Annotated in this window: 29 protein-coding genes, 3 pseudogenes and 1 other annotated feature; of the genes and pseudogenes, 26 read left to right on the forward strand and 6 right to left on the reverse strand. The window is 44.0% G+C overall.

The window, feature by feature from the left end; genetic code table 11:
* The first annotated feature begins 22 nt into the window (after positions 1-22).
* A pseudogene (locus FFM78_RS10410) lies at positions 23-1,416 on the forward strand (L-cystine transporter).
* Between the two features lie 68 nt (positions 1,417-1,484).
* Positions 1,485-1,967: a cysteine hydrolase family protein gene (locus FFM78_RS10415; protein ID WP_137638358.1), complete on the forward strand. Its 483-nt coding sequence runs from the start codon at positions 1,485-1,487 to the stop codon at positions 1,965-1,967.
* Positions 1,968-2,144: 177 nt separating this feature from the next.
* On the opposite strand, the gene FFM78_RS10420 is transcribed toward FFM78_RS10415, so the two are convergent.
* Complete coding sequence (locus tag FFM78_RS10420; protein WP_137638359.1) at positions 2,145-2,795, reverse strand: endonuclease III domain-containing protein; 651 nt, start codon at positions 2,793-2,795, stop codon at positions 2,145-2,147.
* Complete coding sequence (locus FFM78_RS10425; protein WP_137638360.1) at positions 2,779-3,351, reverse strand: bifunctional transcriptional activator/DNA repair enzyme AdaA; 573 nt, start codon at positions 3,349-3,351, stop codon at positions 2,779-2,781. Before FFM78_RS10425 ends, FFM78_RS10420 begins: the two co-directional genes overlap by 17 nt.
* Positions 3,352-3,496: 145 nt before the next feature.
* Here FFM78_RS10425 and FFM78_RS10430 point away from each other — a divergent pair, with 145 nt between their 5' ends.
* The 10 genes from FFM78_RS10430 (at position 3,497) to FFM78_RS10475 (ending at position 9,300) form a co-directional block, all read left to right on the forward strand.
* Positions 3,497-3,991 (forward strand): methylated-DNA--[protein]-cysteine S-methyltransferase, encoded by a 495-nt coding sequence (locus FFM78_RS10430; RefSeq protein ID WP_373280666.1) that lies wholly within the window; start codon positions 3,497-3,499, stop codon positions 3,989-3,991.
* 68 nt (positions 3,992-4,059) lie between these two features.
* Positions 4,060-4,917 carry a ParA family protein gene (locus FFM78_RS10435; protein ID WP_137638362.1) on the forward strand — a complete coding sequence of 286 codons (858 nt, stop codon included), beginning with the start codon at positions 4,060-4,062 and terminating at the stop codon, positions 4,915-4,917.
* Positions 4,918-5,023: 106 nt separating this feature from the next.
* Entirely contained in the window at positions 5,024-6,331 is a 1,308-nt protein-coding gene (locus tag FFM78_RS10440) for a sensor histidine kinase (protein WP_137638363.1), read from the forward strand.
* A 5-nt stretch (positions 6,332-6,336) separates the two neighbouring features.
* Positions 6,337-7,107, forward strand: coding sequence for a LytR/AlgR family response regulator transcription factor (locus tag FFM78_RS10445; RefSeq protein ID WP_137638364.1), 771 nt, complete (start codon positions 6,337-6,339; stop codon positions 7,105-7,107).
* A gap of 51 nt (positions 7,108-7,158) precedes the next feature.
* Entirely contained in the window at positions 7,159-7,425 is a 267-nt protein-coding gene (locus FFM78_RS10450; protein WP_137638365.1) for a bacteriocin immunity protein, read from the forward strand.
* A gap of 18 nt (positions 7,426-7,443) precedes the next feature.
* The gene (locus FFM78_RS10455; protein WP_137638366.1) at positions 7,444-7,728 is read left to right on the forward strand and encodes a bacteriocin immunity family protein; all 285 of its coding nucleotides are present in this window, start codon (positions 7,444-7,446) and stop codon (positions 7,726-7,728) included.
* A complete protein-coding gene (locus FFM78_RS10460) occupies positions 7,716-8,366 on the forward strand; it encodes a CPBP family intramembrane glutamic endopeptidase (RefSeq protein WP_137638367.1) in 651 nt (216 codons plus the stop codon). Before FFM78_RS10455 ends, FFM78_RS10460 begins: the two co-directional genes overlap by 13 nt.
* A gap of 39 nt (positions 8,367-8,405) precedes the next feature.
* The gene (locus FFM78_RS10465; protein WP_137638368.1) at positions 8,406-8,579 is read left to right on the forward strand and encodes a DNA helicase UvrB; all 174 of its coding nucleotides are present in this window, start codon (positions 8,406-8,408) and stop codon (positions 8,577-8,579) included.
* 46 nt (positions 8,580-8,625) lie between these two features.
* On the forward strand, positions 8,626-8,952 hold the full coding sequence (locus tag FFM78_RS10470) for a bacteriocin immunity family protein (RefSeq protein WP_137638369.1): 327 nt from the start codon (positions 8,626-8,628) through the stop codon (positions 8,950-8,952).
* Between the two features lie 36 nt (positions 8,953-8,988).
* On the forward strand, positions 8,989-9,300 hold the full coding sequence (locus FFM78_RS10475) for a bacteriocin immunity protein (protein WP_137638370.1): 312 nt from the start codon (positions 8,989-8,991) through the stop codon (positions 9,298-9,300).
* Positions 9,301-9,410: 110 nt separating this feature from the next.
* On the opposite strand, the gene brnQ is transcribed toward FFM78_RS10475, so the two are convergent.
* The gene (gene brnQ / locus FFM78_RS10480) at positions 9,411-10,787 is read right to left on the reverse strand and encodes a branched-chain amino acid transport system II carrier protein (protein WP_137638371.1); all 1,377 of its coding nucleotides are present in this window, start codon (positions 10,785-10,787) and stop codon (positions 9,411-9,413) included.
* Between the two features lie 182 nt (positions 10,788-10,969).
* Positions 10,970-11,217, reverse strand: a binding site (T-box leader).
* 193 nt (positions 11,218-11,410) lie between these two features.
* Here brnQ and FFM78_RS14100 point away from each other — a divergent pair.
* The 5 genes and pseudogenes from FFM78_RS14100 to FFM78_RS10505 all read left to right on the forward strand — a co-directional run bounded on the left by FFM78_RS14100 (position 11,411) and on the right by FFM78_RS10505 (position 15,891).
* Entirely contained in the window at positions 11,411-11,542 is a 132-nt protein-coding gene (locus FFM78_RS14100) for a hypothetical protein (protein ID WP_263390753.1), read from the forward strand.
* Entirely contained in the window at positions 11,539-13,560 is a 2,022-nt protein-coding gene (locus FFM78_RS10490) for an immunity protein YezG family protein (RefSeq protein ID WP_137638373.1), read from the forward strand. The genes FFM78_RS14100 and FFM78_RS10490 overlap by 4 nt, the downstream gene beginning before the upstream one ends.
* A 3-nt stretch (positions 13,561-13,563) precedes the next feature.
* A pseudogene (locus tag FFM78_RS13995) lies at positions 13,564-13,727 on the forward strand (MFS transporter); the annotation flags it as partial.
* Between the two features lie 319 nt (positions 13,728-14,046).
* The gene (locus tag FFM78_RS10500; RefSeq protein WP_137638374.1) at positions 14,047-14,175 is read left to right on the forward strand and encodes a methanol dehydrogenase; all 129 of its coding nucleotides are present in this window, start codon (positions 14,047-14,049) and stop codon (positions 14,173-14,175) included.
* Positions 14,176-14,196: 21 nt separating this feature from the next.
* Positions 14,197-15,891 carry an oleate hydratase gene (locus FFM78_RS10505; RefSeq protein ID WP_137638375.1) on the forward strand — a complete coding sequence of 565 codons (1,695 nt, stop codon included), beginning with the start codon at positions 14,197-14,199 and terminating at the stop codon, positions 15,889-15,891.
* A gap of 78 nt (positions 15,892-15,969) precedes the next feature.
* Here FFM78_RS10505 and FFM78_RS10510 read toward each other — a convergent pair whose 3' ends face one another.
* On the reverse strand, positions 15,970-16,827 hold the full coding sequence (locus FFM78_RS10510; protein WP_137638376.1) for a hypothetical protein: 858 nt from the start codon (positions 16,825-16,827) through the stop codon (positions 15,970-15,972).
* Between the two features lie 207 nt (positions 16,828-17,034).
* Here FFM78_RS10510 and FFM78_RS10515 point away from each other — a divergent pair, with 207 nt between their 5' ends.
* Genes FFM78_RS10515 through FFM78_RS10535 form a run of 5 tightly spaced genes read left to right on the forward strand, consistent with a single transcriptional unit; the run spans position 17,035 to position 20,389 of the window.
* Positions 17,035-17,559 carry an RNA polymerase sigma factor gene (locus FFM78_RS10515; RefSeq protein WP_171001878.1) on the forward strand — a complete coding sequence of 175 codons (525 nt, stop codon included), beginning with the start codon at positions 17,035-17,037 and terminating at the stop codon, positions 17,557-17,559.
* Positions 17,560-17,577: 18 nt separating this feature from the next.
* The gene (locus FFM78_RS10520) at positions 17,578-17,856 is read left to right on the forward strand and encodes a hypothetical protein (RefSeq protein ID WP_137638378.1); all 279 of its coding nucleotides are present in this window, start codon (positions 17,578-17,580) and stop codon (positions 17,854-17,856) included.
* Positions 17,853-18,578: an ATP-binding cassette domain-containing protein gene (locus FFM78_RS10525; RefSeq protein ID WP_171001879.1), complete on the forward strand. Its 726-nt coding sequence runs from the start codon at positions 17,853-17,855 to the stop codon at positions 18,576-18,578. The genes FFM78_RS10520 and FFM78_RS10525 overlap by 4 nt, the downstream gene beginning before the upstream one ends.
* Positions 18,565-19,752, forward strand: coding sequence for a hypothetical protein (locus tag FFM78_RS10530; RefSeq protein ID WP_137638380.1), 1,188 nt, complete (start codon positions 18,565-18,567; stop codon positions 19,750-19,752). Before FFM78_RS10525 ends, FFM78_RS10530 begins: the two co-directional genes overlap by 14 nt.
* Complete coding sequence (locus FFM78_RS10535) at positions 19,742-20,389, forward strand: hypothetical protein (protein ID WP_137638381.1); 648 nt, start codon at positions 19,742-19,744, stop codon at positions 20,387-20,389. Before FFM78_RS10530 ends, FFM78_RS10535 begins: the two co-directional genes overlap by 11 nt.
* A 272-nt stretch (positions 20,390-20,661) precedes the next feature.
* Here the strand turns inward: FFM78_RS10535 and FFM78_RS10540 are convergent.
* Positions 20,662-21,084 (reverse strand): annotated as a pseudogene (locus FFM78_RS10540) (nucleotidyltransferase family protein); the annotation flags it as partial.
* A 12-nt stretch (positions 21,085-21,096) separates the two neighbouring features.
* Positions 21,097-21,255 carry a hypothetical protein gene (locus FFM78_RS14000; RefSeq protein ID WP_223877056.1) on the reverse strand — a complete coding sequence of 53 codons (159 nt, stop codon included), beginning with the start codon at positions 21,253-21,255 and terminating at the stop codon, positions 21,097-21,099.
* A 225-nt stretch (positions 21,256-21,480) separates the two neighbouring features.
* On the opposite strand from FFM78_RS14000, the gene FFM78_RS10545 reads away from it, so the two are divergent.
* The 4 genes from FFM78_RS10545 (at position 21,481) to FFM78_RS10560 (ending at position 22,928) form a co-directional block, all read left to right on the forward strand.
* On the forward strand, positions 21,481-21,678 hold the full coding sequence (locus tag FFM78_RS10545) for a type II toxin-antitoxin system HicA family toxin (RefSeq protein WP_137638382.1): 198 nt from the start codon (positions 21,481-21,483) through the stop codon (positions 21,676-21,678).
* A 37-nt stretch (positions 21,679-21,715) separates the two neighbouring features.
* On the forward strand, positions 21,716-22,099 hold the full coding sequence (locus tag FFM78_RS10550) for a type II toxin-antitoxin system HicB family antitoxin (RefSeq protein WP_137638383.1): 384 nt from the start codon (positions 21,716-21,718) through the stop codon (positions 22,097-22,099).
* A gap of 137 nt (positions 22,100-22,236) precedes the next feature.
* Positions 22,237-22,506, forward strand: coding sequence for a type II toxin-antitoxin system RelB/DinJ family antitoxin (locus FFM78_RS10555; RefSeq protein WP_137638384.1), 270 nt, complete (start codon positions 22,237-22,239; stop codon positions 22,504-22,506).
* Between the two features lie 125 nt (positions 22,507-22,631).
* Positions 22,632-22,928 carry an ArsR/SmtB family transcription factor gene (locus FFM78_RS10560; protein WP_137638385.1) on the forward strand — a complete coding sequence of 99 codons (297 nt, stop codon included), beginning with the start codon at positions 22,632-22,634 and terminating at the stop codon, positions 22,926-22,928.
* Positions 22,929-23,029: the final 101 nt, after the last annotated feature.

Here is a 23,029-nt window from a genome sequence, read left to right on the forward strand (position 1 = left end):
TCATTATTTAGGAGGGATTTTCATGGCAACAAGTTTAACTGTTTTAACCGTTATTATTGCAGGTATTATTTTAGGTGGTTTATATGTTCTACAGCGGCGGCGCGTCAAATTTTCCCGCCAAGTTTTTCTGGCGTTAGGCTTAGGAATCGTCTTCGGCCTGATTTTGCAATTATCCTTTGGGGCCACTAGTAAAATCGTGACCAACGCAATTGATTGGTTGAATATTGTCGGTGGTGGTTATGTTGCGTTGCTGCAAATGTTGATCACACCACTGATTTTCGTTTCATTAGTCGGGGCCTTTATTAAATTAAAATTATCCACTAATATTCGGCGAATCGGGACAACGGTGTTAGTCACTTTGTTAGCAACCACTGCAATTGCCGCACTATTAGGCGTTTTCAGTGTTTTCTTATTTCATTTGCAAGGCGCCGACTTTGTTAAAGCCACTGCCAGCAAAGCTAACTTGGCGATTTTAAAGGAACACCAAACCCAAGTCACCGGTTTAAGCATTCCACAACAGATCGTTAGCTTTTTGCCTAGCAACATTTTTGCCGACTTTGCTGGGACACGGGCAACTAGTACGATTGCTGTCGTGATCTTTTCTGCTTTTGTCGGCGTTGCTTTTCTGGGTATCCGCAAAGACCATCCGGCAGAAGCCACTGTTTTTGCCAAAGGTTTTGAGGCCATTCATCAACTTGTCAGTCGGCTAGTTCATTTAGTTTTGCAATTAACGCCTTATGGGATCTTTGCCCTGATGACGAAGGCGACGGCCACGGATAGCATCGCTTTGATCGCTAATTTAGGCGTCTTTATTGTTGCGGCCTATGTTGCGTTGATCGTTGTTTTACTTTTACATACGCTAATTTTGTTAGCGCACCATATCAACCCAGTTATTTACCTTATCGAAAAGCTTGGCCCGCACTGATTTTTGCATTTACTTCGCGGACCAGTGCCGGAACCTTACCGTTAAACGTTGAGATTCAAACGAAATCATTAGGCGTGGACACACCAACGGCTAACTTTGCTGCAAGTTTCGGTTTGACGATCGGCCAAAACGGTTGTGCTGGGGTTTACCCAGCGATGATCGCAACGATCATTGCACCGACAGTAGGCATTAATGTTTTCTCGATCCAATATATTTTGACGATCATTGCGGTGGTCACATTGGCTTCTTTCGGGGTCGCTGGTGTCGGTGGGGGTTCAATTTTCTCAACTTTGATCGTTTTGGGAACTTTGAATTTACCGATCGCGGTATTAGGCGTTTTGATCGCCATTGATCCAATCGTTGATATGGCACGGACTTTGACTAACGTCAATGATAGTATTTTAGCGGGTGTGATCACTGCTAAGCGCGGTGGCACATTGGATGAAGCAGTTTTTGCTGATGAAACGCATGTTGTGGAATCAACGCTATAGGCTTGAAAGCACTTATCTGCAAAGGTAGGTGCTTTTTGTTATACTGAGCCTATTATGGAGGTGAATAAATGGCACAAGCATTATTAGTGATCGATATGCAAAATGGGTTACACGATGTGGCCAATTTTGCGGCGGTTGTGGCGAAAGTTAATCAGCGAATCGCCTTATATCGGCAGCGACGCAAACCGATTATTTTCATTCAGCACCACGAACCAGAAATGATCATGGGCAGCGTAGCTTGGCAATTGGCACCTGAATTAGACTACCAAGGTGAACCGATTGTCCATAAGGCACACCCAGATTCATTTTATCAAACCAATTTGCAACAGGTGCTGACCGCACAGGGACTGACTGACTTGGAGCTTTGCGGTTGCCAAACGGAATTTTGTATCGACACGACATTGCGGGTGGCCTTTCATTTAGGTTATCACCTGAGCATTATGCAAGGTGCGTTTGGCACCTGCGATACACCGACTTTGACAGCGGCACAAATCAATGCCCACCACGCACATATTTGGGCTGGCCGGTTTGCAACTGTATTACATGATTAGTTGAGGGTATTTATTGGTTCTTCGCGCGTTTTAAAGGCGGGATAGTTGCCAAATAAATTTTCATAACATAATTAAAGGAAAGCTTAGTGTGAAATCAGACTAAGCTTTTTATTGTGCTGATCAATCTATAAGCAGCGGTGCGTTATTCCGTATGACCAAATAGTTACCTATTAACGGTTACGTGTTATTTATCGTTATTAACTGGGCACCGGCCAAAAAGCTTTGGGACCAGGCGGCGGTATTTTGTAAATAAAGTTTGCCGAATTCGTCGATCAAACCGTGAAATTCTTGGGCCTGTGCCGCCGTGAAATCCGCTGGGAGCTGAATTAGGTGGTAGAGTTGCTGATAGTTGTTGGTGGTTACGCCTAATTGCCGGCACAAACGGCGGGCGTAGTTGTCGGCAATAAAGGTGGGGACATCAAAAATATAGACAAGCAAAACGTCGGCGGTTTCGGCACCGATTCCTTGTAATTGCAGTAGATCATGGCGTAAGTGAGGGCCGCGAGTTTGTTTAATTGCAGTTAGGTCATAATCAAATTGCGCTAGCCACGTAAAAACGGCGGCGATCGCTTTACTTTTATTATGGTAGAAACCGCTAGAATGGATCAACGGCGCTAGTTGGGCGACGCTTAAGGCGTGAAGCTTGGCGGGGTCAAAGGCAGTGGTCGCTTGTAATTGCTTCAGCGCGGGGACAACGTTACGCCAATTGGTATTTTGGACCAAAATTGCGCCGAGAATAATTTCCCATTTAGAATCAGCTGGCCACCAGCCTTGGGGACCCATTTCGGTATACATTGTTTGATAGAGTTGTTTAATCGTTAGTTGCATGACAATCCTTCTCGCTACGATATTGGCTTGGTGTGACGTCGGTTGTCCGCTTGAATAAGGTGCTAAAATAGTTGGGGTTAGGCCAGCCACAGTTTGCGGCGATCGTTTTGATCGTTAACGTGGTAGTGCGCAATAGTACTTTGGCGTGTTGTAAGCGAACTTGGGTCAGGTATTGTTGTGGTGTCAGCCCGGTAACCATAGTAAATTTGTGGTGCAAATAATAAGGAGCACCATGGGCAAGCTGTGCCAATTCAGTCAAGGTTAAATTACGGGCATAATTGTGATCAATGATCTGCTTAATTTCGGCACACCATGCCGCGTCACTTAATGGTGTACCGGTAGGGCAGCAACGTTTACACGGACGAAAACCAGCGCTTAGAGCTTGTGTGCTGGTTTTGAAAATGCGCACATGCTGCCGTTTAGGTAGCCGCGATGCACAAGAAGGCCGACAAAAAATACCAGTGCTGGTGACGGCATAGAAGAATTGCCGGTCAGCACGGGGATCATTGTTTTGGATCGCCTGCCAACGCTGGGCAGTTAAGCGGTATTGGGTCATGCTGACCACCACCTTTCAATGACTATCATACGCAAAAGTCGCGCTGAATTCGAGTGTTTTGAATTGAAAAGCAAGATAGTGAAGTTTTTAGCGTTGGCTTTCTGTTATACTGAAGCCAAGTTAAAACATTGGAGGTGGCACCATGCTGACGATCTATTACAGTCGCAACACGATTGCGCAGCATTCTTATTATTTAGGCGCAACCGCGCAGGGTTTGTGTTTTGTTGGCGGTTGGGATCAACCATTAACCGAATTGAGCCATTTCTATCCACAAGCACGATTATTACCAGCGACAACGCAAACGATGGCGGCAGCCACGCAACTAACCGAATATTTTTCTGGGCAACGGACTAGTTTTACGTTATCGCTGGCCTGGCCACAGGCAACTGCACTGCAACAGGCAGTCTGGCAGGCATTGGTTGCGATTCCCTATGGCACAACGCTGACTTACAGTACATTAGCCCAGCAGGCCGGTTACCCGCAGGCAATTCGCGCGGTGGCCAGTGCAGTCGGTAAAAATCCATTACTGATTGTTGCACCTTGTCACCGTGTTTTACGTAAGGATGGTGGCCTGGGAGGTTATCGCGGCGGATTAACGATGAAAACAGCATTATTAACTTTAGAACAGAAAAATAATTAGGTACTGTCAGGATCACGCATTTAAGTTATAATGAAAATGGATTTAAAACATTTAAAGCGGGTGATTCTATGGGGCAAGTGGTTATGTTCGCAGGCTCAAAGGTTGGGACTGGCAAAACCACCGCCACTGTTATGACGGCATTGGCGGCTGAACAATTATTTAAACAACGTGTCTTAATAATCGACGCGACGTCAACCTTGCAGGCAACAAAAATTTGCGGAGAACGCTTTGGTGTTGCTCCTAAAGCTAATTTATTAACAGGTTTGGCGGTTAAAAATCTGGCTACCGTGGTGACCCAATTAACGCCGCAATTAGATTTAATTGCTGGTACAGCAGAATTAGAGGCTTATTTTGATCGGGCAATGGAAGCCGAGGCCACGACAAAAACAACGCGGGCATCGAAATTAATGCCGGCATTGTTGGCAGCCTTACGCGCTCAGTATGATTATATTTTATTGGATACTGATGCTCAGTTTGCAACGGTGATGGATAATTGCTTGGCTAGCACCGACTATGTGGTCGTGATGCAACCAGTTGGCAATGCTGGTTTCCAGGCTACAGATAAGCTATTCTATTATTTGAAACAGTTGAAGGATGAACAACCTAATATTAAGGCAACGATCATCGGTCATTTGATGATCGATCTGACGAACAAACAGCCTTTTTATCAGGTAGAGCCAGTGTCGTCGGTCGATGTTGTGGATGCCTTCAAAACGGTGATCACGTACAATGATTGGTTGGCGGGAAGTGCGCCGTTTGCATTGAGCACAGCACCGCAGTCGGCGGCACAGCAGCTGGCCAGCGTTATGTACAGCGAGATCTTCAACGAGTTGCAGGCACGGATCGCGTTGCAGCAGCAGTTAGGTAAGTTTGCGACCAGTGCTGGGTTAACTAAGCAGGGGCAGGCTGTAGATTTATTTTCCTAATTAAGCTAACACAGAGTTGTCACAATTGTGGCGGCTTTTTTTTTACAAAAAAGTGCGTATGGTATGATAAATATAGTAAGTTGGGGTCAAGGGGGATTTTTACGGCATGTACACAGGAACTGTGACGCAAATTGTGGTGTCGGATACGGTGAGTAATTTCCTACTATTTCTGCTATATAGTCGGATCGTTAAACAGAAGTCGCGATTGCTTTTATTTTTTATTTTAGCAGTTATTGGGGCGTGGGTCGGCGGCTTTATGGTTGATTTGATTCAATCGGTTTTTTTGTTAGTTTTTGGGTTATACCGGCTTATACGACGCCGTAAGTGGCTTTCTTTTAATACGTTGGTATTTATTTTTATTTTATCCAACGATATGGTGCTTGCTAATTGCAGTACTTTTATTGGTCATCTGGTTTTTAAAGAACTGACCTTATCCTGGCCGAATATCGTTTTAACAACGGCTATTAATGCACTGTTTTATTTAATTTTGCTTATGGGCTATCCATTGGTTGAAGCTAGAGTAACAACTTTTAAAAACACTAATTTGGTTCAACCCGCGTTGCTTAAGATCGTTATCAACTTTGCTTTAACGATCTTCTTGGCCTTTCAGTTTATTCAATTTACCGCCGATGTGCTGGATATTGCGGTCTTTTTCCAGTGGTTACTTATTTTATTTACCGCGTTTTTTATCGGCGCCACCGTTGTTGTGATGGTCTACTTTATTCGTACTTATCAGATCAGTTTAAAGCAAAAGGCAGCGGCGCAAGCACAGGCTAATTTGGCTAAATATACCAATGAATTAGCGGCCAATTATCAGCAATTACGCAAATTTAAGCATGATTATCAAAATATTTTATTGTCGTTAAGTGGTTATATTGAGCAAACGGCTGAGCCGGAATTAAAGACCTACTATCAAAAAATCGTGGCGCAAACTAATCAAACGTTGGCAACCGATAATCTGCGGTTTGATGGGCTCGAACAATTGCAGTTACCGGCTTTGCGTAGCTTGACCTATCATAAATTAGCGACTGCCCGTCAGCTAAATATCGCCACCCATTTGGAAGTCCGTGAACCGATCACCACCGTGCCAGTGGATATTGTCAAATTGGTGCGCGTGCTGGGAATTTTATTTGATAACGCACTAGAGGCAGCACGGCAACAGGAGCGGGGCGTGATCCGTATCGCCTACATTCAGCTTGATGCCAATGAACAGGAAATCGTGATCCAGAATACACTGCCAACGGCGTTACCGTTGGCCCAGCTGTTTAAGGATACTTATACCACTAAAGGTGGCGACCATGGGGCGGGCCTGGTGACGGTCAAGCAAATTATTGATCAAACACCGAATATGGCCTTGACGATCAGTCAAACTGCCGGCGAATATCGGGTTGTAGTTAGTTTAATTGGGGAGTGAGCGGCATGTTACAAGTTTATATTTTGGAAGATGATCAGCAGCAACGCCAAGTTTATCAGCAATTGATTGACAGTTACCTTTTTATTGAAGGGCTGGATATGAAAGTAATGTTGGCGACCGCTGATCCACAAGTGTTATTGCAGCAGTTGACCGACCAGCCAGCTTTATTTTTCCTCGATATCGAGTTGACTAATGCGACGCTGGATGGTTTACAGGTGGCCGAACAAATTCGCGCGCGACTGAATTTTGCCGAAATCGTTTTTGTGACCACCCATTCAGAAATGGCCTTTTTGACTTTTGAACGCAAAGTGGAGCCGCTAGATTATATTTTAAAAGATCGTGGTGCGGCTACGGTGGCGGAAAAAATGCGCGGCGATATTAAAGTGGCTTATCAGCGCTATCAGAAACAGTTAGTGACTTCAACGCAATACTTTAGCTACCAAATCGGTTCACGTTTGCGTACGCTGCCGTTGGCCGATGTGCTTTACATTGTGACTGTGGCCGGGCATCCCGGTAAAATCGAGGTGCATTATATAAACGGCATGGTTGAATACGCCGGCAATCTAAATCAGCTGGCGACTAAGTACCCGCAATTATTTCGCTGCCACAAAAGCTGGCTGATCAATCCTGCCCAAGTCGCAGCTTATGATATTAAGCAGCGCTTGGTAACGATGCAAGATGGCAGTCAATGCGAAGTATCGTTTCGTAAAGAAGGCCAGTTGCGGCGCCGGTTACTACACAACGATAATCGGCCATTTTCCGACGTTAATAAATAATTTGTGCAACCAGGCGCCGGGTATTTTATGCTAATTATGGAGGTGCGATAAATGACTAAGCCGGCAAACGACCAACGGGTGATCCAATTGATCGATCAGGCGTTGGCGGATACAACGATCTGTGCAGATATTGAATTGGTCGCTATTTTACGCCAAATGCGGACGGCGGCGGTTCAAGGCCAAGTCTTTTACGATGATAAAAATCAGTTCCAACCGTTGATCAGTCGGTATACGCGGCTACACAGTATGCGCACACCAACCGTTTTGTTGAAATTATTGCGGTACGTGACCACGCCACAGGCTTGGTCAGGCTTTTAATTTGGGAGGTGGTGCGTAGTGAAATGGTACGCGGGTGGTACAGAACGAGGCAAGCAGGCGGTTGAGCTTTTAGCTGAGCTGATCAATCATTTAAACAGTGATAATGAATTACCGTTAAAGCAGTTATTGTTTCAATTTCATCAAGAAATAGCGGCGCAAGGTCAGTCGATTCCGTACATTTTGAGTCGAATGAACGTTGCAATCGCCAAAGTGATGCGGGAAAATAATATTGTAGTCGACGCTGATAATGAGACGCGGTTGAAAGCGCTGATGGCATTAAGTGAAATTAGATGGGGTTATTGAAAGTTAAAAATATATTGATCAATACCATTATTGGTGTGGGATTATTTGTATTAGGATTCGTTATTCAATTAAATGGCGCAAGCTTGATGTTTAAGACAGTTGGTTTTTGGACATTTTTTTACATGGTTATTATTTTTCTCATACTAAGTCGAATTTTATGGAAATTAAGCCAGCAACTTGATTTAAATTTAGTAAATGAACAGTTTACGTTACAAATGGGACTGTGGGCGGTTTTATTAGCGGTACTTTTGACGTTTAGTGCAATTTGTCTAAGCTTAATTTTTCCAGGCGATCATGGCAGTAATCAGTTTATTGCACAACATTTTCTAAGCCATAATAAATTAAAATTTTTAGTCACGTTTATTACAATTAATTTGACTGGGCCAATATTGGAAGAGTTGCTATTTCGTGGTTTAATATTGCAATTCATTAGTCAGATCGGTCACTCATGGGTGATTGGTTTAGCCGTCTCCAGCTTAATATTTGCCTACTTACATAACGGCAATCCATTCGATCCAATTAACTTAGTTGCTGGATTGGGTTATGGTTATTTATTTATACGAACTAAAAATATCGGAACATCGATCATGAGTCATCAGTTGGTTAACATTTTTGCGACGATCCAGTTGTTCGTTTGAAAATGAAGATTAAGGTGTGTAATTTAGGAGGAGAATGGATTGGTAAATTTGCCAATTGGAACAAAAGATGCTGTATTAGCAATTGCCTTGATGGTCATTTTGGTAATAACAATTATTTTTAAACAGAGCTGGATTGAGTTTGTTATTGAAGAGTTAATGCTGGGATTGGCGTTTTTTGGTGGTAGTCTAAAACGGGACAAGCGACTTCGTTAAAAATTAATTAGAATGGCGCAAAAACACAAGTTTGATGGGGAAAATCATGGAAAATGACGCACAAAAATTATTCGCGCTGATCGATGCGGCTTATGCTGAAGATTTAAGTGATCAACCGGTAAAATACAAACAAGCGCTGCTACAGCGCGCGCAAGAACTAAATTCTGGAATTGCACCGCTCCAGGTTTGCGCCAATATTTTTGCAAATTATCGGCAAAATTACATGGTACCGATGACACTGCCGGCAAATAATCGCCTGCTATACACCTACGTCAAAGATAGTTTGCACGATCTCAGTCAAAAGCAGTTAAGCGAATTTAATTTAGGTTATGGGCTGATCGCAACGCATTTTACATTTGGCCCATTAAATTAAGTAGATTGCAAAATAAATACAAGGAGGAATCGGGAAATGAAACCAGATAAAGCACAAGCAAAGCAAACGATCCATGAGTTGTACAATAGTTTAGGTAGTAATAAGACACCGGAAATCGCGGATATTCGGGCGGCGTTGTTGAAGGCCTACAATAAAACGGATGAGGTGGCTAATATTGAGCCGCTTTATAGTCGTTTGGTCAATATGATCTATTCTACGGGAACGGTGGGTTATTTAGGTTTGACCAAGGAGCAGGAACGCCTGATCCGTGATCTGGCCGAGATCGGCAAACGCGCTGGCCCAGCTGGTGGCGCTTTTATGGCTTATGGGAATAAAGACAGTTTTTAGCAGTATCAAAAAAGCAACTTCTGGTTAGTCAGCAGAGGTTGCTTTTTTGAGTTAAGCCGATCAAAAATGCCACCAAGCCTAAATGTGGCCGGTGGCACTGATTTTAATTTTTACTTGGTTTGGGAAACGGTGTTATGCGCGCCGGCACGTTTAAAGACGTGAACGGCTACCCCTAATACGGCACCGACTAATGCTGGCACCAGCCAAGCTAGGCCATAGCTGGCAAATGGTAAGTAGGCCTGCTCGAAGCCAGTCATTGTTTTGCCGAAGCTACTTTGACTGACAACTGCTGGGAAAGCAGTGACCATGTCAAAAAATGCGGGCACAACAGTGAATAAAACCACAAATTTGTAGACAACTGGATCTTTGTGAAATAGTGGTGAGGCAACGGATAATAAGATCAGAACCATGGCCAGTGGGTACAAGAACATCAACATCGGTGTTGACCAAGCAATGATCTGATTTAGACCGACGTTAGCTGTTAGAAATGAAGCTAAGGTGGTTAACACTAACCAAGTGCGGTAGCTGACTTTAGGAAAATGTTTGTGAAAATCTTGGGCAAAAGCAGCGACTAAACCGATAGCAGTGGTCAAACAGGTGACGGTGATCAAAGTGGCTAAGATAGCTTGACCGGCGACACCCATATAGTGGTTGACGATTTGGTCAAAAGCCACGCCGCCATTCGCAGAAAGCTTGAATTTGCCGAGTGACATAGCCCCAACGAAGATCAGGCCAACGTAGATCACAGCAATCATGGCCATGGCGAAGACGCCGGCACGGGCAGTGACTAGTGCGACACCACTAGCCCGTTTCTTACCTAGTGAGCGCACGGCAGTAACGACAGTGACCCCAAAGGCTAGACCGGCCAAGGCATCCATGGTGTTGTAACCTTGTAGGAAGCCATTGACAAATGAACCAGAAGTGTAAGCGGCAGTGGCGTGTTGAACACCAGCATGACCTAGTGGTGAGCTGAAAGCCAAGAAGAAAACACCCGCCAATAAGACTAAGAAAACTGGGTTTAATAATTTACCCACATTGCCTACGATTTTGCTTTCCTCTAATGAGAAGAAAAGGGCTAAACCGAAGAAAACAGCCGAGAAAACTAATAAACCAACCGTTTGCAAGTTTTTCGGTACCAGTGGCGCTAAACCGACTGTATAAGAAACGGTGGCCGTCCGCGGTGTACCGAAAAGCGGGCCGATGGTGCCGTGGATCAAGATCATAAATAATAGCGCGAATACTGGACCTAAAGGCCGGCCAACATCATAAACCCCTTCGGAACGGGTGATACTGATCGCTAAAACAGATAATAAGGGCAATAACACACCAGTGACTAAGAAACCTAACGCGGCAGGCACCCAATTCTGCCCCGCTAACTGTCCTAAATGTAAGGGAAAAATTAAATTCCCAGCACCAAAGAATAGACCAAAAAGCATTGAACTAACCACGAAATAATCGCGTTTAGTGAGTTTACGTTCCTCTAACATAAGCAGCACTCCTTAAATTTTGTTGGTTGTCAAAATGTGGTTCAAAGGCTAAGCGTCTGTTGATCCACGCTTAAATCATGAGTGTTGCCATTGCTAAGTCGACTTTAGCTTTGGCGACGATCAGCCTGCGCAGGGCTGATCGTGATAAACAAAAAACGCCCCAATCTGAAAAATTAATTTCAGATAAGGACGTTAATAAACGCGTTACCACCTTGATTTGCCATTTTCTCACGAAAACAGCCTTTTCGGGTACAAGCACCAATTGGTACGAAATACCCTAGCTCGATAATGGGAGCCCCCAATGAACGCTCAAACTTCGCATCCATCGCTCAAAGATGATTTTCTAATTGTTGCACCTTGACGTCCTTGCACCAAACGACGCTCGCTTAATTGGTGAATACAATTATACTTTTCTTATCACAGCGTTTAATTTACTCATTGATTTATCATGTGGCTATAATTTAACGCGGATTTGGGCATTTGTCAAGCGGGTTTAGAAAGAAATATAGTAGGTTAGTAATTGTTTCTTGGCGTCAGTGTTTGGTTAGGGTAAAATTAGCTTTATCAAAATAAGTTAATAAAAGTTCTTAATTAGTAATTAACGACATAGGGAGCCAATTGGGATGATCAAGCAACGGTTGCGGTGGGTGGTAGACCATCAATTAGTTACGGCATTTATTTTAAGCGGCCTGACTTTTTTAATGGTGCAGGCGATGGTGTTTTTCTATGGGCTTAATGATGGGCGGGCAAAATGACAAAATTAGGGAAATTTAGTGTGACTTACGGCCTGACTTTGATCGGTGTCAGTTTATTTTTAATCTGCGGCGTAGCGTTTGAATTTTGGTTTGGTCCGGCGCTACTGTGGCTATTTTTAGGCCTATTAGTGATTGGACTAGGTGGCGTCAGTTTTTATTTTCGTCCTGACTCGGCTGGTGCCAGTAGTAAGGCCTGGTTAAGGTGGTACTTATTTGGTATTAATTTTGCCTTTCCTTGGTTGCTGGCAATTGGTGTGCAGACAGTGGCCTCTATTGCGGCTACAGCCAAGTATTCGGCGTTGTCTGGTTACCTGTTTGCGGAAAGTTTCGTGCTGGCGCCGCTTTGCATTATCGTTCAAGGTTATTCGTTTTGTTTGTTCTACTGCTTGCTCAGTGCGGGCCGGATCAAACGCACCTGGTTGATCATGGATAGCGTTATGGGACTGGGCCTGTTGGGGGTGACGATCACTGCGCTAGCCAAGCTAGTCAAAGTAACGCTACCGGCGTATTTACTGAATGGTTTAAAAATTGTTGGGTTTGCGGCTAATACCGGCGTCGTGTTATTCAGCGTGTGTGCTGTGATCCCGCTCCTGACGCTGATTTTGCGGCGACCGGATCTAATTGCCTTGTACAGAAAAAATAGAATGAAGCGGCTGAGCAAGTTTTGTTATCAGGCCTTAAATGGGTTAGCCAAAGAAAATTATCCACAGGGCTTTGCGGCGCCGGTGGATGATTTAACAGCGGCACTCACAGCAACGCTAACTGCCGCTCAAAATGGTTCGGTGGCGGCAATTGTGTTTAATTGGTCTAGTTTAGTGCGTCAGTTTGTGGACGCAACAATGATTTCCCAAGCAACTTATTTAGGTGACATTGATAAAATCAGTCAATTGCTTAAAAAATTACAGCGGGCCGATTACCAGATCACAATTCCCCATTTCTATCAGCTTGAATACACCGTCGGGGCGCGCACGTTAGCCGTTGCGCTTGATTTCCGGCAGCCGCAGCTCTGGTTTGACAGCAGTCGGATCACCGGATGGGCGCCGCCGTACCAAGAGGAGTCGTTAAGCTTAGTTGCAAAATGGCAAATTTATCAGCGGGTGCGGCGCCAGTTACTTCTTTGGTTCCCCGATAGAACTAAACAGTTGGTACACAGCACTCATTGGTATAGTCTGCGCGCCATCAAGGCCAGATTGAACATTAAGGGGCCATCGCGGGTTGAACAACAACGTGTGGAACAAGTGAATACGACTTTGATCGCTGAATTGCAGGCACTTAATCCGTTGTTACAGCAAGCCCAGCATGAAAAAGCGGCTGACTTGCTGGCTCAGATCCTAGCGGTGATCAATGATAACGCGGCGCCGGAAAAAGATTATCAGGCGGCTTTAAACCGGCTACTTGTCATGGTCGACTGTCGCCGTTTGGCAACGGGCAACGAAAGTTGGGTGCAGCGGGTGCAAATCGCTACCGCACTTGCTGCTAGAATTTTGGTGCTGACGCAATCGCCGAACGCAGATCTAAATACACCGTACAGTATGCCATTGACGACACAAATCGATACGTTGCTGGCGGAATTGGTCCGCAGTGCCGCTCAATTGATCCCAGAAAAGTGGCATGAGCTGTACCTTTTTGCCGACGTTACAGCCCAAAATAGTTCGGTTTATTTGTACTACAGTGCAGTGGTGGCGCCGACGACCTTCGTTGATGGTCTATTGCCCCAGGTTCACCTGATCAGTAAAACAAAGTTTGATCAGGAAGTAGCTGACCTACAGATGATCGTGGCGTATTTGCGGGCAACCTTTGTGGCGTATAAGCAAGAGCCGTTTCGTAATCTTGTTCTGCACTTAACGTCAACCCATGAATTAAAGGTTAAGTTTACTTACACCGACTGGCACCAGTTCTATTTTTCGGATGAGCAAATTCTGGCCTACTTGATCGCCCAATATAGTAAGCTCAAAGTTCCGCAACATAATCGGCTAACGCTTAAGAAAATGGCGGAGTATGACCAGGATAAAGGATAGACCGTGAATGTGGCTTTGCCTGCGATCCAAAAAGTTTTACGGCTAATTTTACTGATCTGCAGTGGATTTCAAACGCGTATACCTTGGTTTACGCCATGATGTTATTGCCGATCTCTAAATTAGGTGATCGTTTTGGTGAAAAGATTATTTTCTTATCAGCGACTATTTTCATTAAGCGGATGCGACTAAGAATTTCTTAATTGGAAAAACTAAATTTCATCATCATTAAAACAAAAATAAGGCTTATACTTCAAAGCATTGTCAAGTGGTGCTTATTAATGGCCTATTTTGGTGATCAAATACCGCTGGACAGCTTGCTCTAAGTGTCCAAATTAATTGGATTTTCTAGCTAAGGCGTCTATAATAGAGGCACAATATAGTTGAAGGAGTCAGAACTAATGGTAAGGTATCTGCTGCCCTAGCTTTGCGCGCCTCCGGCTAACTTGCAAGATTCAATTACCAAGTCCTTGAAAGGGGTTCATCAACATGAATAAGAAATCTGTTTATTTCGGTGTTACTGTTGGTCTAATTGCGGCCAGCGTTTTGTACCTTGCTAAGAAGACTGGATTCTTTGAAGATGATCGTCATTTGTATGACGAATTCGAATCACGCTAGTTAACGATTGGAGGAATAAATATGCGCAAAAATAAAGCAATTATGATTGGTGCTGGCTTGGCTAATATGGCCGCCGCGGTTTATTTGATTCAAGAGGGTCACTGGAGTGGTGATCAGATCACCTTTTATTCGTTAGATGATCATGGTTCAAATGATGGCGCGCCGACTGATACTGTAACTGATGAATACTGGAATAAAAATCATCCAATGGAAAACCGCCGTGGGTATGTGGCTCGTGGTGGTCGGATGTTAAATTATCGGACCTACGTTGACTTGATGGATCTATTGGATCGGATTCCTTCTGCAACCGAGAAAAATATGACGGTGGCGGAAGATACCTATGATTTTGACGCTAAGCACCGTACTTTTGACAAGGCGCGCCTGCTCGAAGGTGGCAAAGGGATCGTTAATGGTAGTCATCTAGGACTGAATAATGCTGATCGCTTACATTTAACCAAATTAATCGCCATGCCGGATTCAGAAGAAGAAAAGCTGGATAATGTGACCATTGCCCAGTATTTTAGTGACGATCCGCATTTCTTTGGCACTAATTTCTGGTTCATGTGGGAAACGACTTTTGCGTTCAGAATTCAAAGTTCGGCGCAGGAATTGCGGCGTTATATGCACCAAATGATTTACGAATTTACGCAGATCGAGCATTTGGTTGGCGTTAACCGGACGCGCTACAATCAATATGAAAGCATTATGCTGCCGTTGGTCAACTACTTGCGCGATCAGGGCTGTAACATTGTTCTGAATCGTTTAGTGACGGATTGGACCTTTAAAGACACGCCAATGCAAGACGAGATCACGGTCACTGGCTTGGAGATGACCAACACAAAGACTGGTGAAACCGAACAAGTCGCCGTTGATGATGAAACCGCGGTTATTTTCACCAATGGTTCGATCACTGATTCAGCGACGTTAGGTGATTTTGATACGCCAGCGCCGGAAAATATGGATTATGGTGCTGCCGCAGGTCTTTGGAAGAAGGCTAGTCAGCGCTTTTACAATCTAGGTAATCCTGACAAATTCTTCGCTGATCGCAATGCCAGCGAATGGGTCAGCTTCACATTGACTACTAAGGATCATTTATTGCTTAATGAAATTACGCGGATCACCACACAAGTACCAGGTAATGCGCTGAATTCGTTTATTTCAACTAGTCCGATCACCAATTTAGGCCATAAAGATGTTAATATGTCGATCGTAGTTCATCATCAGCCGCATTTTACTACGCAAAAACCAAATGAAACCGTCATTTGGGGCTATTTCCTGTATCCGCGGCGGCGGGGCGAATTCGTCGATAAACCCTACATTGAGATGACTGGTAAAGAAATGGCCGAAGAATTGATCGGTCAGTTGTCCAAGGTTGATCCAGGCCCTGGTAATATTCGGGACAAGCAGGATGCCATTATGGCTAGCATTATTAATAATATCCCAGTCTACATGCCATACGCATCCGCATTATTTAATAATCGTGCCAAAACGGATCGGCCTAAAGTAATTCCGCAACACGCCACTAACTTAGCCTTTACTGGTGAATTTGCGGAACAACCTTACCAGATGATCTTTACAGAGCAAAGTGCTGTCCGTTCTGGTGAAATTGCGGCCTATCATTTTGCAGGTATCCCAATGGCTAATTTAGTCAAAACACCGCGGTATGACAAAGATTTAAAGACTTTGGCTAAAGCAGCTAAAAAAATGTTTGATTAGTCCGCCTCTAACCTGAATTAAAACAAAAATAAGCCTGCACAGAAATTACTTTTGTGCAGGCTTATTTGTATACAATAATTAATTTGGGTTAACGCCTAAACCACTGAGCCAACTACGGACTTGGTCTTCGATATTATTGAAAACACTGGTACCCGTGCTACTATCATCGGTGGCGGTTGATTCTGCTGTACTACTTGACGCAGCCGATTCTGCGCTACTGGTGTCGGCCGTTGATGAATTGCTGGTGATTTTTTCCTTGATGCTGGAAAGTGCATTGCTTAGTTTATTTGAACTAGAATCAGTTGCAGCACTAGATTCAGCGGCAGCGCTGGTGCTGCTGGCGACACTGGCACTGCTAGCGGCCGCCGCACGGCTTTCACTTGCGCTGGTGATTTTTGTTTTAATTTCTTGATATTCACTGGAATTATAACGGACAAAAGTAATTGTTGTGTTGCGGCCTAGGCCTGGAATCGAGCCATTGGTGGTAAACGTCACTTGATCGTTGTCAGCGGTAAGCGTGTAACTAGCCGAGTTAGAATCAAAGGTGGCCTGATCACTGGCGGCATTATCGCTAAATGTCCCAGTGGTTGCGCTGCTTTGCTCGTCATTAGGCGTGTACGTGTACTGACCATTTTTTATAGTTAATGTGCTTAATTTAGTGATGTCCGTTACGGCGGAATAGGTTTTGCCTTGATCATCACTGATCGCCACCCAGGAACCAGTTAGGGATGATCGCGAGTGATGCCATATGAAAAAAGCGCCAATAAGCAAAACAAGTACGATCAGACCAAACCAGAATTTACGGTGCCGGCGGCGCTTTTTCTTTTTGCGTAGTTTATTTAATTTTGCGTCGACCTGTTCGTCGGCTAGTTGTTCTTGTTTGCGGTGACGCAATTCTTCACGACTCATAGATGAATCCAAATGATTATTTGCCATACATAACAGCTCCAATGGGTTCAATTTGTTGTTCATAGTGTACAACATTTTGGCGGCGAAGGTGTGAAGACAAACAGAAATATGGGTAAAGTTTTGGTTAAGGTGTGGGCACGTTTTAATTTATTTTTGAATCTTGTAACATTTTGCGATTGCAATTCGTATTATAAGTATAGGGCCGTGATCAGTTGGGGAAAGGTGGGGTGGGCGATGATAAGTGATGAAGTGCTGTTTGAGTTGGTGGCGCGCGCCGATGATCAGCAGGCCTTTGAAACGCTAGTGCGCAAATACCGCCTGCCGGCAATCAATTACGTGACTAAGTTGATCCATGATCGCGATTACGCTCAGAATCTGACGCAAAATGTTTTTGCCAATATTTATTTTAAGCGGCAAGCGATTTATCCGGTGGCGTCATTTAAGTTCTATCTTTTTAAAGCGCTTAAATATCAGGCAATCGATTGGATTCGCAAAACCAAAAGAGTGGCAACCGTCGATATTGATAATTTCACCTTGTCGTTCGAGCAGGTCAACGCTAGCGATTATTTACAGGTGTTGCAGCAAGAATTGACTCCAACTGATTACCAGCTGGCAATTTTGCGGTTCTATTATGGGTTCACGTTTAAAGAAATTGCGCAACTGATGACGATTACTGCCGGCAACGCGCGGGTCCGTTGTAGTCGTTTACGTTGGAAATTGCGGCACGAGCCGTTTTGGCAGCAGGCACTGGAAAAGTAAGGGAGGTTTGTTTGACCAATGAAAAATAACGATGAACGCAATTTTTTGGTCAGTATGTGGAATAAAGTCGCACAATTGGAAAGTGAAGCCCGCCTGGCCGCGCGGGAAAAACAGCAGCGCCACGCAAAAAGATTACGGCAATTGAAGCGGCTACTGATCTTGGTTGTTATCGCAAGCAGCCTATTATTAGTCATGTTACAAACCGACTTTGCTGTGACCATGAGTACGCAAATTATTTTGATTTTATTATGTTGGCTGCTGGATGTCCGCACCGATTTAGGAGGCACACGAAAATGACGACCATTCAAGTGTGTGAGCTCACCAAAAGTTTTAAAGGAACGACCGTACTGAACCAATTAAATTTCACGTTGACCAATGGCGTAGTCGGTTTGTTGGGGCGCAATGGCGCTGGTAAAACGACCTTGATGAAAATTATTGCCACATTGTTAAGGCAGAGTTCTGGGCTGGTTATGATCGATCAGGCACCGGTGACTAATGTCCGCCAAGTTCGCCAAATGATTGGTTACTTACCCCAGAATTTCCAAATTTACCGCAATATGCGCGTGGTTGACGCGTTAACTTATCTCGGCCTTTTGTCAGAGCTTGAGCCGGCGACACTAGCTCAACGCATTGATCGGCTATTGATCCGTTTAAATTTAGGCAAGTACCGCCAATATAAGATCAAAGAATTATCCGGCGGTTTAAAGCAGCGTGTTGGCATTGCACAAGCCTTGTTAAACGAACCTAAGATCTTGATCATTGATGAACCGACTGTCGGCCTTGATCCGGAAGAGCGGGATAATTTTCGCCGCTTGATCGGCGAATTAGGCGATCAGCGCATCGTGATTTTTTCGACGCATATTGTGGAAGATATTGCCCGGATCAGTGATCAATTGGTGATCCTTGAAGGTGGGACAGTTGCATTTGCCGGACCAACCGCTACTTTTGCGGCTGATCCAGATGAGTTAGAAACGAAATACTTAGCATTGATCCGAGGTGGCAGTGATGAAGGCTTTTAGGTTTGAGCTGGGGTTGTTCATCAAAAGTTTAACTTTCTTTGCTTTCGTCTTTGCCGGTTTTGCCTTTTACTACACGCAATACCAAACGTCAGTCAATCAACAAATTAGTGCGGCTAAAGCAGGTGAACAGTACGATTCGGCCAACTATTTTATGCGGCCACAAGCTAACTGCTCTGATTATGGTGAGTCGCAGCAGCGCTCGCACGGACAATTAATGCAAAACGCGTTAGCTAATTTACAGTATGAATATCAGCATAATACTTTTGAAACCTATCCCTTCTTGTTTTTAAAAACGGTTCATTTGAATAAAGCGGATAAGCAAAAAATTCGTGCTGAATTTAAACAGTTGACGGGACAAAATATTCGTTCATTTTCAGAAAAAGATTTACAGTGGCAGCGGCGAGCTAGTTATTCACAATTTGTTAAAAGTATGGCCCATGTGGATCAGATTATTGGCGGTCATTCCGTTTACCGAACTGATAATTTGACTAGTTTTGTCAGCGGCAAAAAGTTAACTTACCACGCCGCATTAAAGACCTACCAGCAAAAGTTAAAGGTCGATCAGGTCAGTCGCTCGTTTGCCCGACTGTATAGTGATTATTGGGGCATTATTATTGTGTTACTAAGTGTTTTTCCGATCTCGTTGTATTATGCCAAAAGTTCGCGAGAAAATTGTCAGGAAGTGCTGACGATACGCACGCTGCCGCTGTGGCGCTATTTAGGTAATCAATATTTGGCGGTAGTGGGTACCTTATTTTTGTTAACGCTGGCCTTTGCCATTTTGCCCACGATTCAGTTAATTAATATGGGCCATTTTCTAGGTGCGCAAGTGGACTATTTTGCTTTTGCCAAAACGATCACATTATTTGTATTACCGACGATCATGTGGGTCGCGGCGCTATTGCTACTGTTGACACAATTTTTCCAGCCGTTGCTCACCATGATCAGCAGTGTGGCGTTAGGCGTTTTTATCATCGCAACGACCAATATCACCGGCTTAACTAAATGGTCACCATTGCTGCGCTTTAATGAATCAGATGATTGGCAGTTATATGCTACTTTGCGCCACAGTATCTATTTAAATCGGTTATTGTACGTTGGGTTAAGTCTCGGATTGTTTGGCTTAGCGGTATTGATCAAAGCGCGGAAGCAGGGTGGCGTTCATGGGCGTTAGGCGACTATTTGCGCTGCTAGGCTATCAGTGGCAGATTCTTTTTAATAAGCAACTTTTGGCGTGTGTGGTGCTGTTATTATTATTGCCGTCAATGGTCAGTTTTCAGGCGATCGATCTCTTTCAAGCTGCCAGGGTGACTGAATGCTACTTTAGTTTGGTTGGCCTGATTTTAATTGGCACGATCAGTTTGCCGGAAAGTGGGGCTGATTTTGCGGAACTGTTGCGGAGTAGGCCAATTAATTCGGCACAGATCTTAAGTCTACGGTTTGGTGGTGACTTAGTGCTGCTGGTATTATTGACCACCGGCTGGGCTGTATTTTTGCATCAATTTAATTTGGCACTGTCGATCACCGTTTATATTGTTGCTGGACTAGCGGCGGCGTTTTTCTGGGGCGCCATTTCCGCAGTGTTAGGTATTTTGACGCAAAATGCGGCCATTGGTTTTTTAGCGGTCGTTTTGGCTTACCTGTACATTGTCTTTGGGATGAGCCGGCGGTTAGCGTATTATCCACTGACACTATTAGTCGAACCCAATAAAATTAAATTCAGTACGTTGAGCGTACTGGGCATTAGTTGTGGCGCGTTGCTTTTAGCTTTATTCTGGGCTTGCTTGCGCGATAATGGAAAATTTAATTGACCACAAAGCCCCCGACTATTTTACGGTAGTCGGGGGCTTTGCAGCCTCAAACTTTAAAGCCCATCCGTGCCTTCACCTTAGCGACATTTGCGCTGGAAGTAAGTTGCTGTAATAATAAAAAGGCGACGTCGAGGGCAGTTTCTGGTGTTGAAGTCATGCAAAAGTGGTGACTGGAACGCGACTACTTAAATATTCCGCAGGAACAGTTGCTGCCGGCGGAATTAAGTCAAGGTGAAGTGGTGGCGCGGATCATTCACGACGTGCAGTTGTGATCACCAATCCACAACCGTCAAATCAGGCCATTTTTGTCGCCATTTGTGAACTTTAGCTTGATAAACGCTTGGCGTGATCAGCTTTTTATTGGGGCGCACGATGCCCATGAATAAATCATTCATGCCGTAAGGGGCGAAGACTTGCAACTGCGCGTTTTCGTCAACGTAGACGCCTAGCGCGGTTGCGGTCGTCGGCCAAGTGCTGATGGCATCTTCGGTTGATCGATAGGGCGTGATCGTTTTGCCAAAGCGTTGTGCGTACCATAAATGGACCCGCGCTTCATTTTTAACGTCAATACTGTATTGATTTCCGACCAGCCGTTGCGCAATTTTTGCTTGCGTGGCGGCTTCTTTTGCAACACTTAAATCGGGGTCGTAATACATAATATCAACGTCGCTGATGCCGTAATCCGGTGCTTGGTGAAAAAGCGTGTTTCAAACTGATTGGGTGATGCTGCCACCGCCAACGTATAGGTTGGGCAGATTCAGTTGGGCAACGGTCGTGATCAGTTCATATAGCGCAGGGTTTAACCGCAAAATGTGCGCCAGCAGGGCAACTTGTTTGGTGAGAGGCTGATTGACGCCAGTTAACATGGTGGGTCACTCCTTGTTCAGTAACCTATAGTGCTTTTTCAACTACGCTTACGCTAAATTAACAGTAAAAACTAACTTGGTATTTTCTAATTTAAGTATACTGCAAGGTGTGGGGTGTAAAGATAGTATATTCTTTGTTAATGAAAATCAGTGGTTTAAAAATTTGATAAGTGTGTATTGAGTGTGTATAATAAAGACCATAGATATTGAGTGGGGGTGCTTTTAGTGCCGATGAAGCCACGGCAATTGATAAAATTGCTTAAACAAAACGGCTTTATCGAAAAGTCACAGAATGGTTCTTCGCACTTAAAGATGTACAATCCGGTTACCAACATAACGGTTATGATTCCAATTCATGCAAAAGAATTGGGAAGAGGTCTTGAAAATGCGATTTTACGCGAAGCCAAGTTAAAGAAGTCCTAGACTTTTTGAGTGTACTTTCGATAAGGATGGTGAAAAAATGTCAAAAAATATTTTAGTTTATCCAGTCATTTTGTCAAAAGACGGGGATTATATATTTGTTCAGGTTCCAGATATTGCCGGTGGGTTCACACAGGGCAACGATTTAAAGGATGCAATCGTTATGGCGGAAGACTTGATTGGCAATCTTTTAGCGGATGTGTCTGTTTATCCAAAAGCTTCAGCGCCAGCGGATATTAAGCTGGCCACTGATGAGCAATTGGTATATGTGTCGGTTGATATTGATGCTTTTAGACGCAAGTATGGCAAACTAGTGCGTAAAAATATTACGATACCAGAGTATTTGAATCGTTTGGCCAAAGATCAAAAAATTAATGTTTCGCAAGTCGCGACGGCGGCGTTAAAAGTAAAATTAGGGATTTGACCAAGCCGCTATCGTTTTAGCATTAATGTCAGTAAAATCGATTCTGAATTTACTGACACGTTGATGTTAATACTTTTTTCAAAATAGTAGATAAAATCATTTCAATATTGATTTAGACGATAAAAGGTGATATTACTTTGAAGGTGACCGCTAAAAAGCGAATCCAGGTCCAGATCGACCGTTCATTAGCTGAGCAAACAGAGCAGGTTTTAAAAACGCTTGGTTTAACGTCAACGACAGCAATTAATCTATTCTTCAAACGAATCGTTGCCCAAGGCGGCTTGCCGTTTGCATTAACTGAACGGGAGCAAAATACGCTTGCGCTACTTGCAATGACAAAAGGTTTGCCGGCGAAAAAATTAGATACAACCGCCAAAGTTAATGAATGGCTGAACGCCAAAGATTAAAATAATCATTATTTCAGTAATACCGGCGCAAATGTGTGACTAGTTGGATAAGAATTTAGGCCGATGCCGCCTTACCGAGATCATTATTGCTTGCAACCGCCCCTTTTTCTAGTAGAATACAAAGTATGATGACTAAACAAAATAAAGACCAATTAGAAGCGCAAAGGATCGCGATTTTCAAGGCGTTGGCTGATCCGGTGCGACTTGATATTATTAAGTATTTGAAAAATACTGACCATGAGGTTGCTTGTGGCGAGGTGGGAAAAGCAGTTCATATTAGTAAATCCTCTGGTTCATATCATTTCAAGTTGCTGCAAGCAGCTGGGTTGATCACGGCAAGAAAAGAAGCCCGCGAGAAGTACGTTGCGCTTGATCGGCAAACGATCGCGCAATTTGTGACCGGCTTTTTTGACAGTATTTAAATGGCTCTCTGTCAAATCCTGTTGATAGTCAATTTTACAGTGTTAGAAGTTACTTAACTTCTAATGCTGTTTTTTTACTTGGTTTGGTCCGCATTTGTTGC

The organism is Loigolactobacillus binensis, from assembly GCF_005405165.1.
GTDB classification, from domain to species: Bacteria; Bacillota; Bacilli; order Lactobacillales; family Lactobacillaceae; genus Loigolactobacillus; species Loigolactobacillus binensis.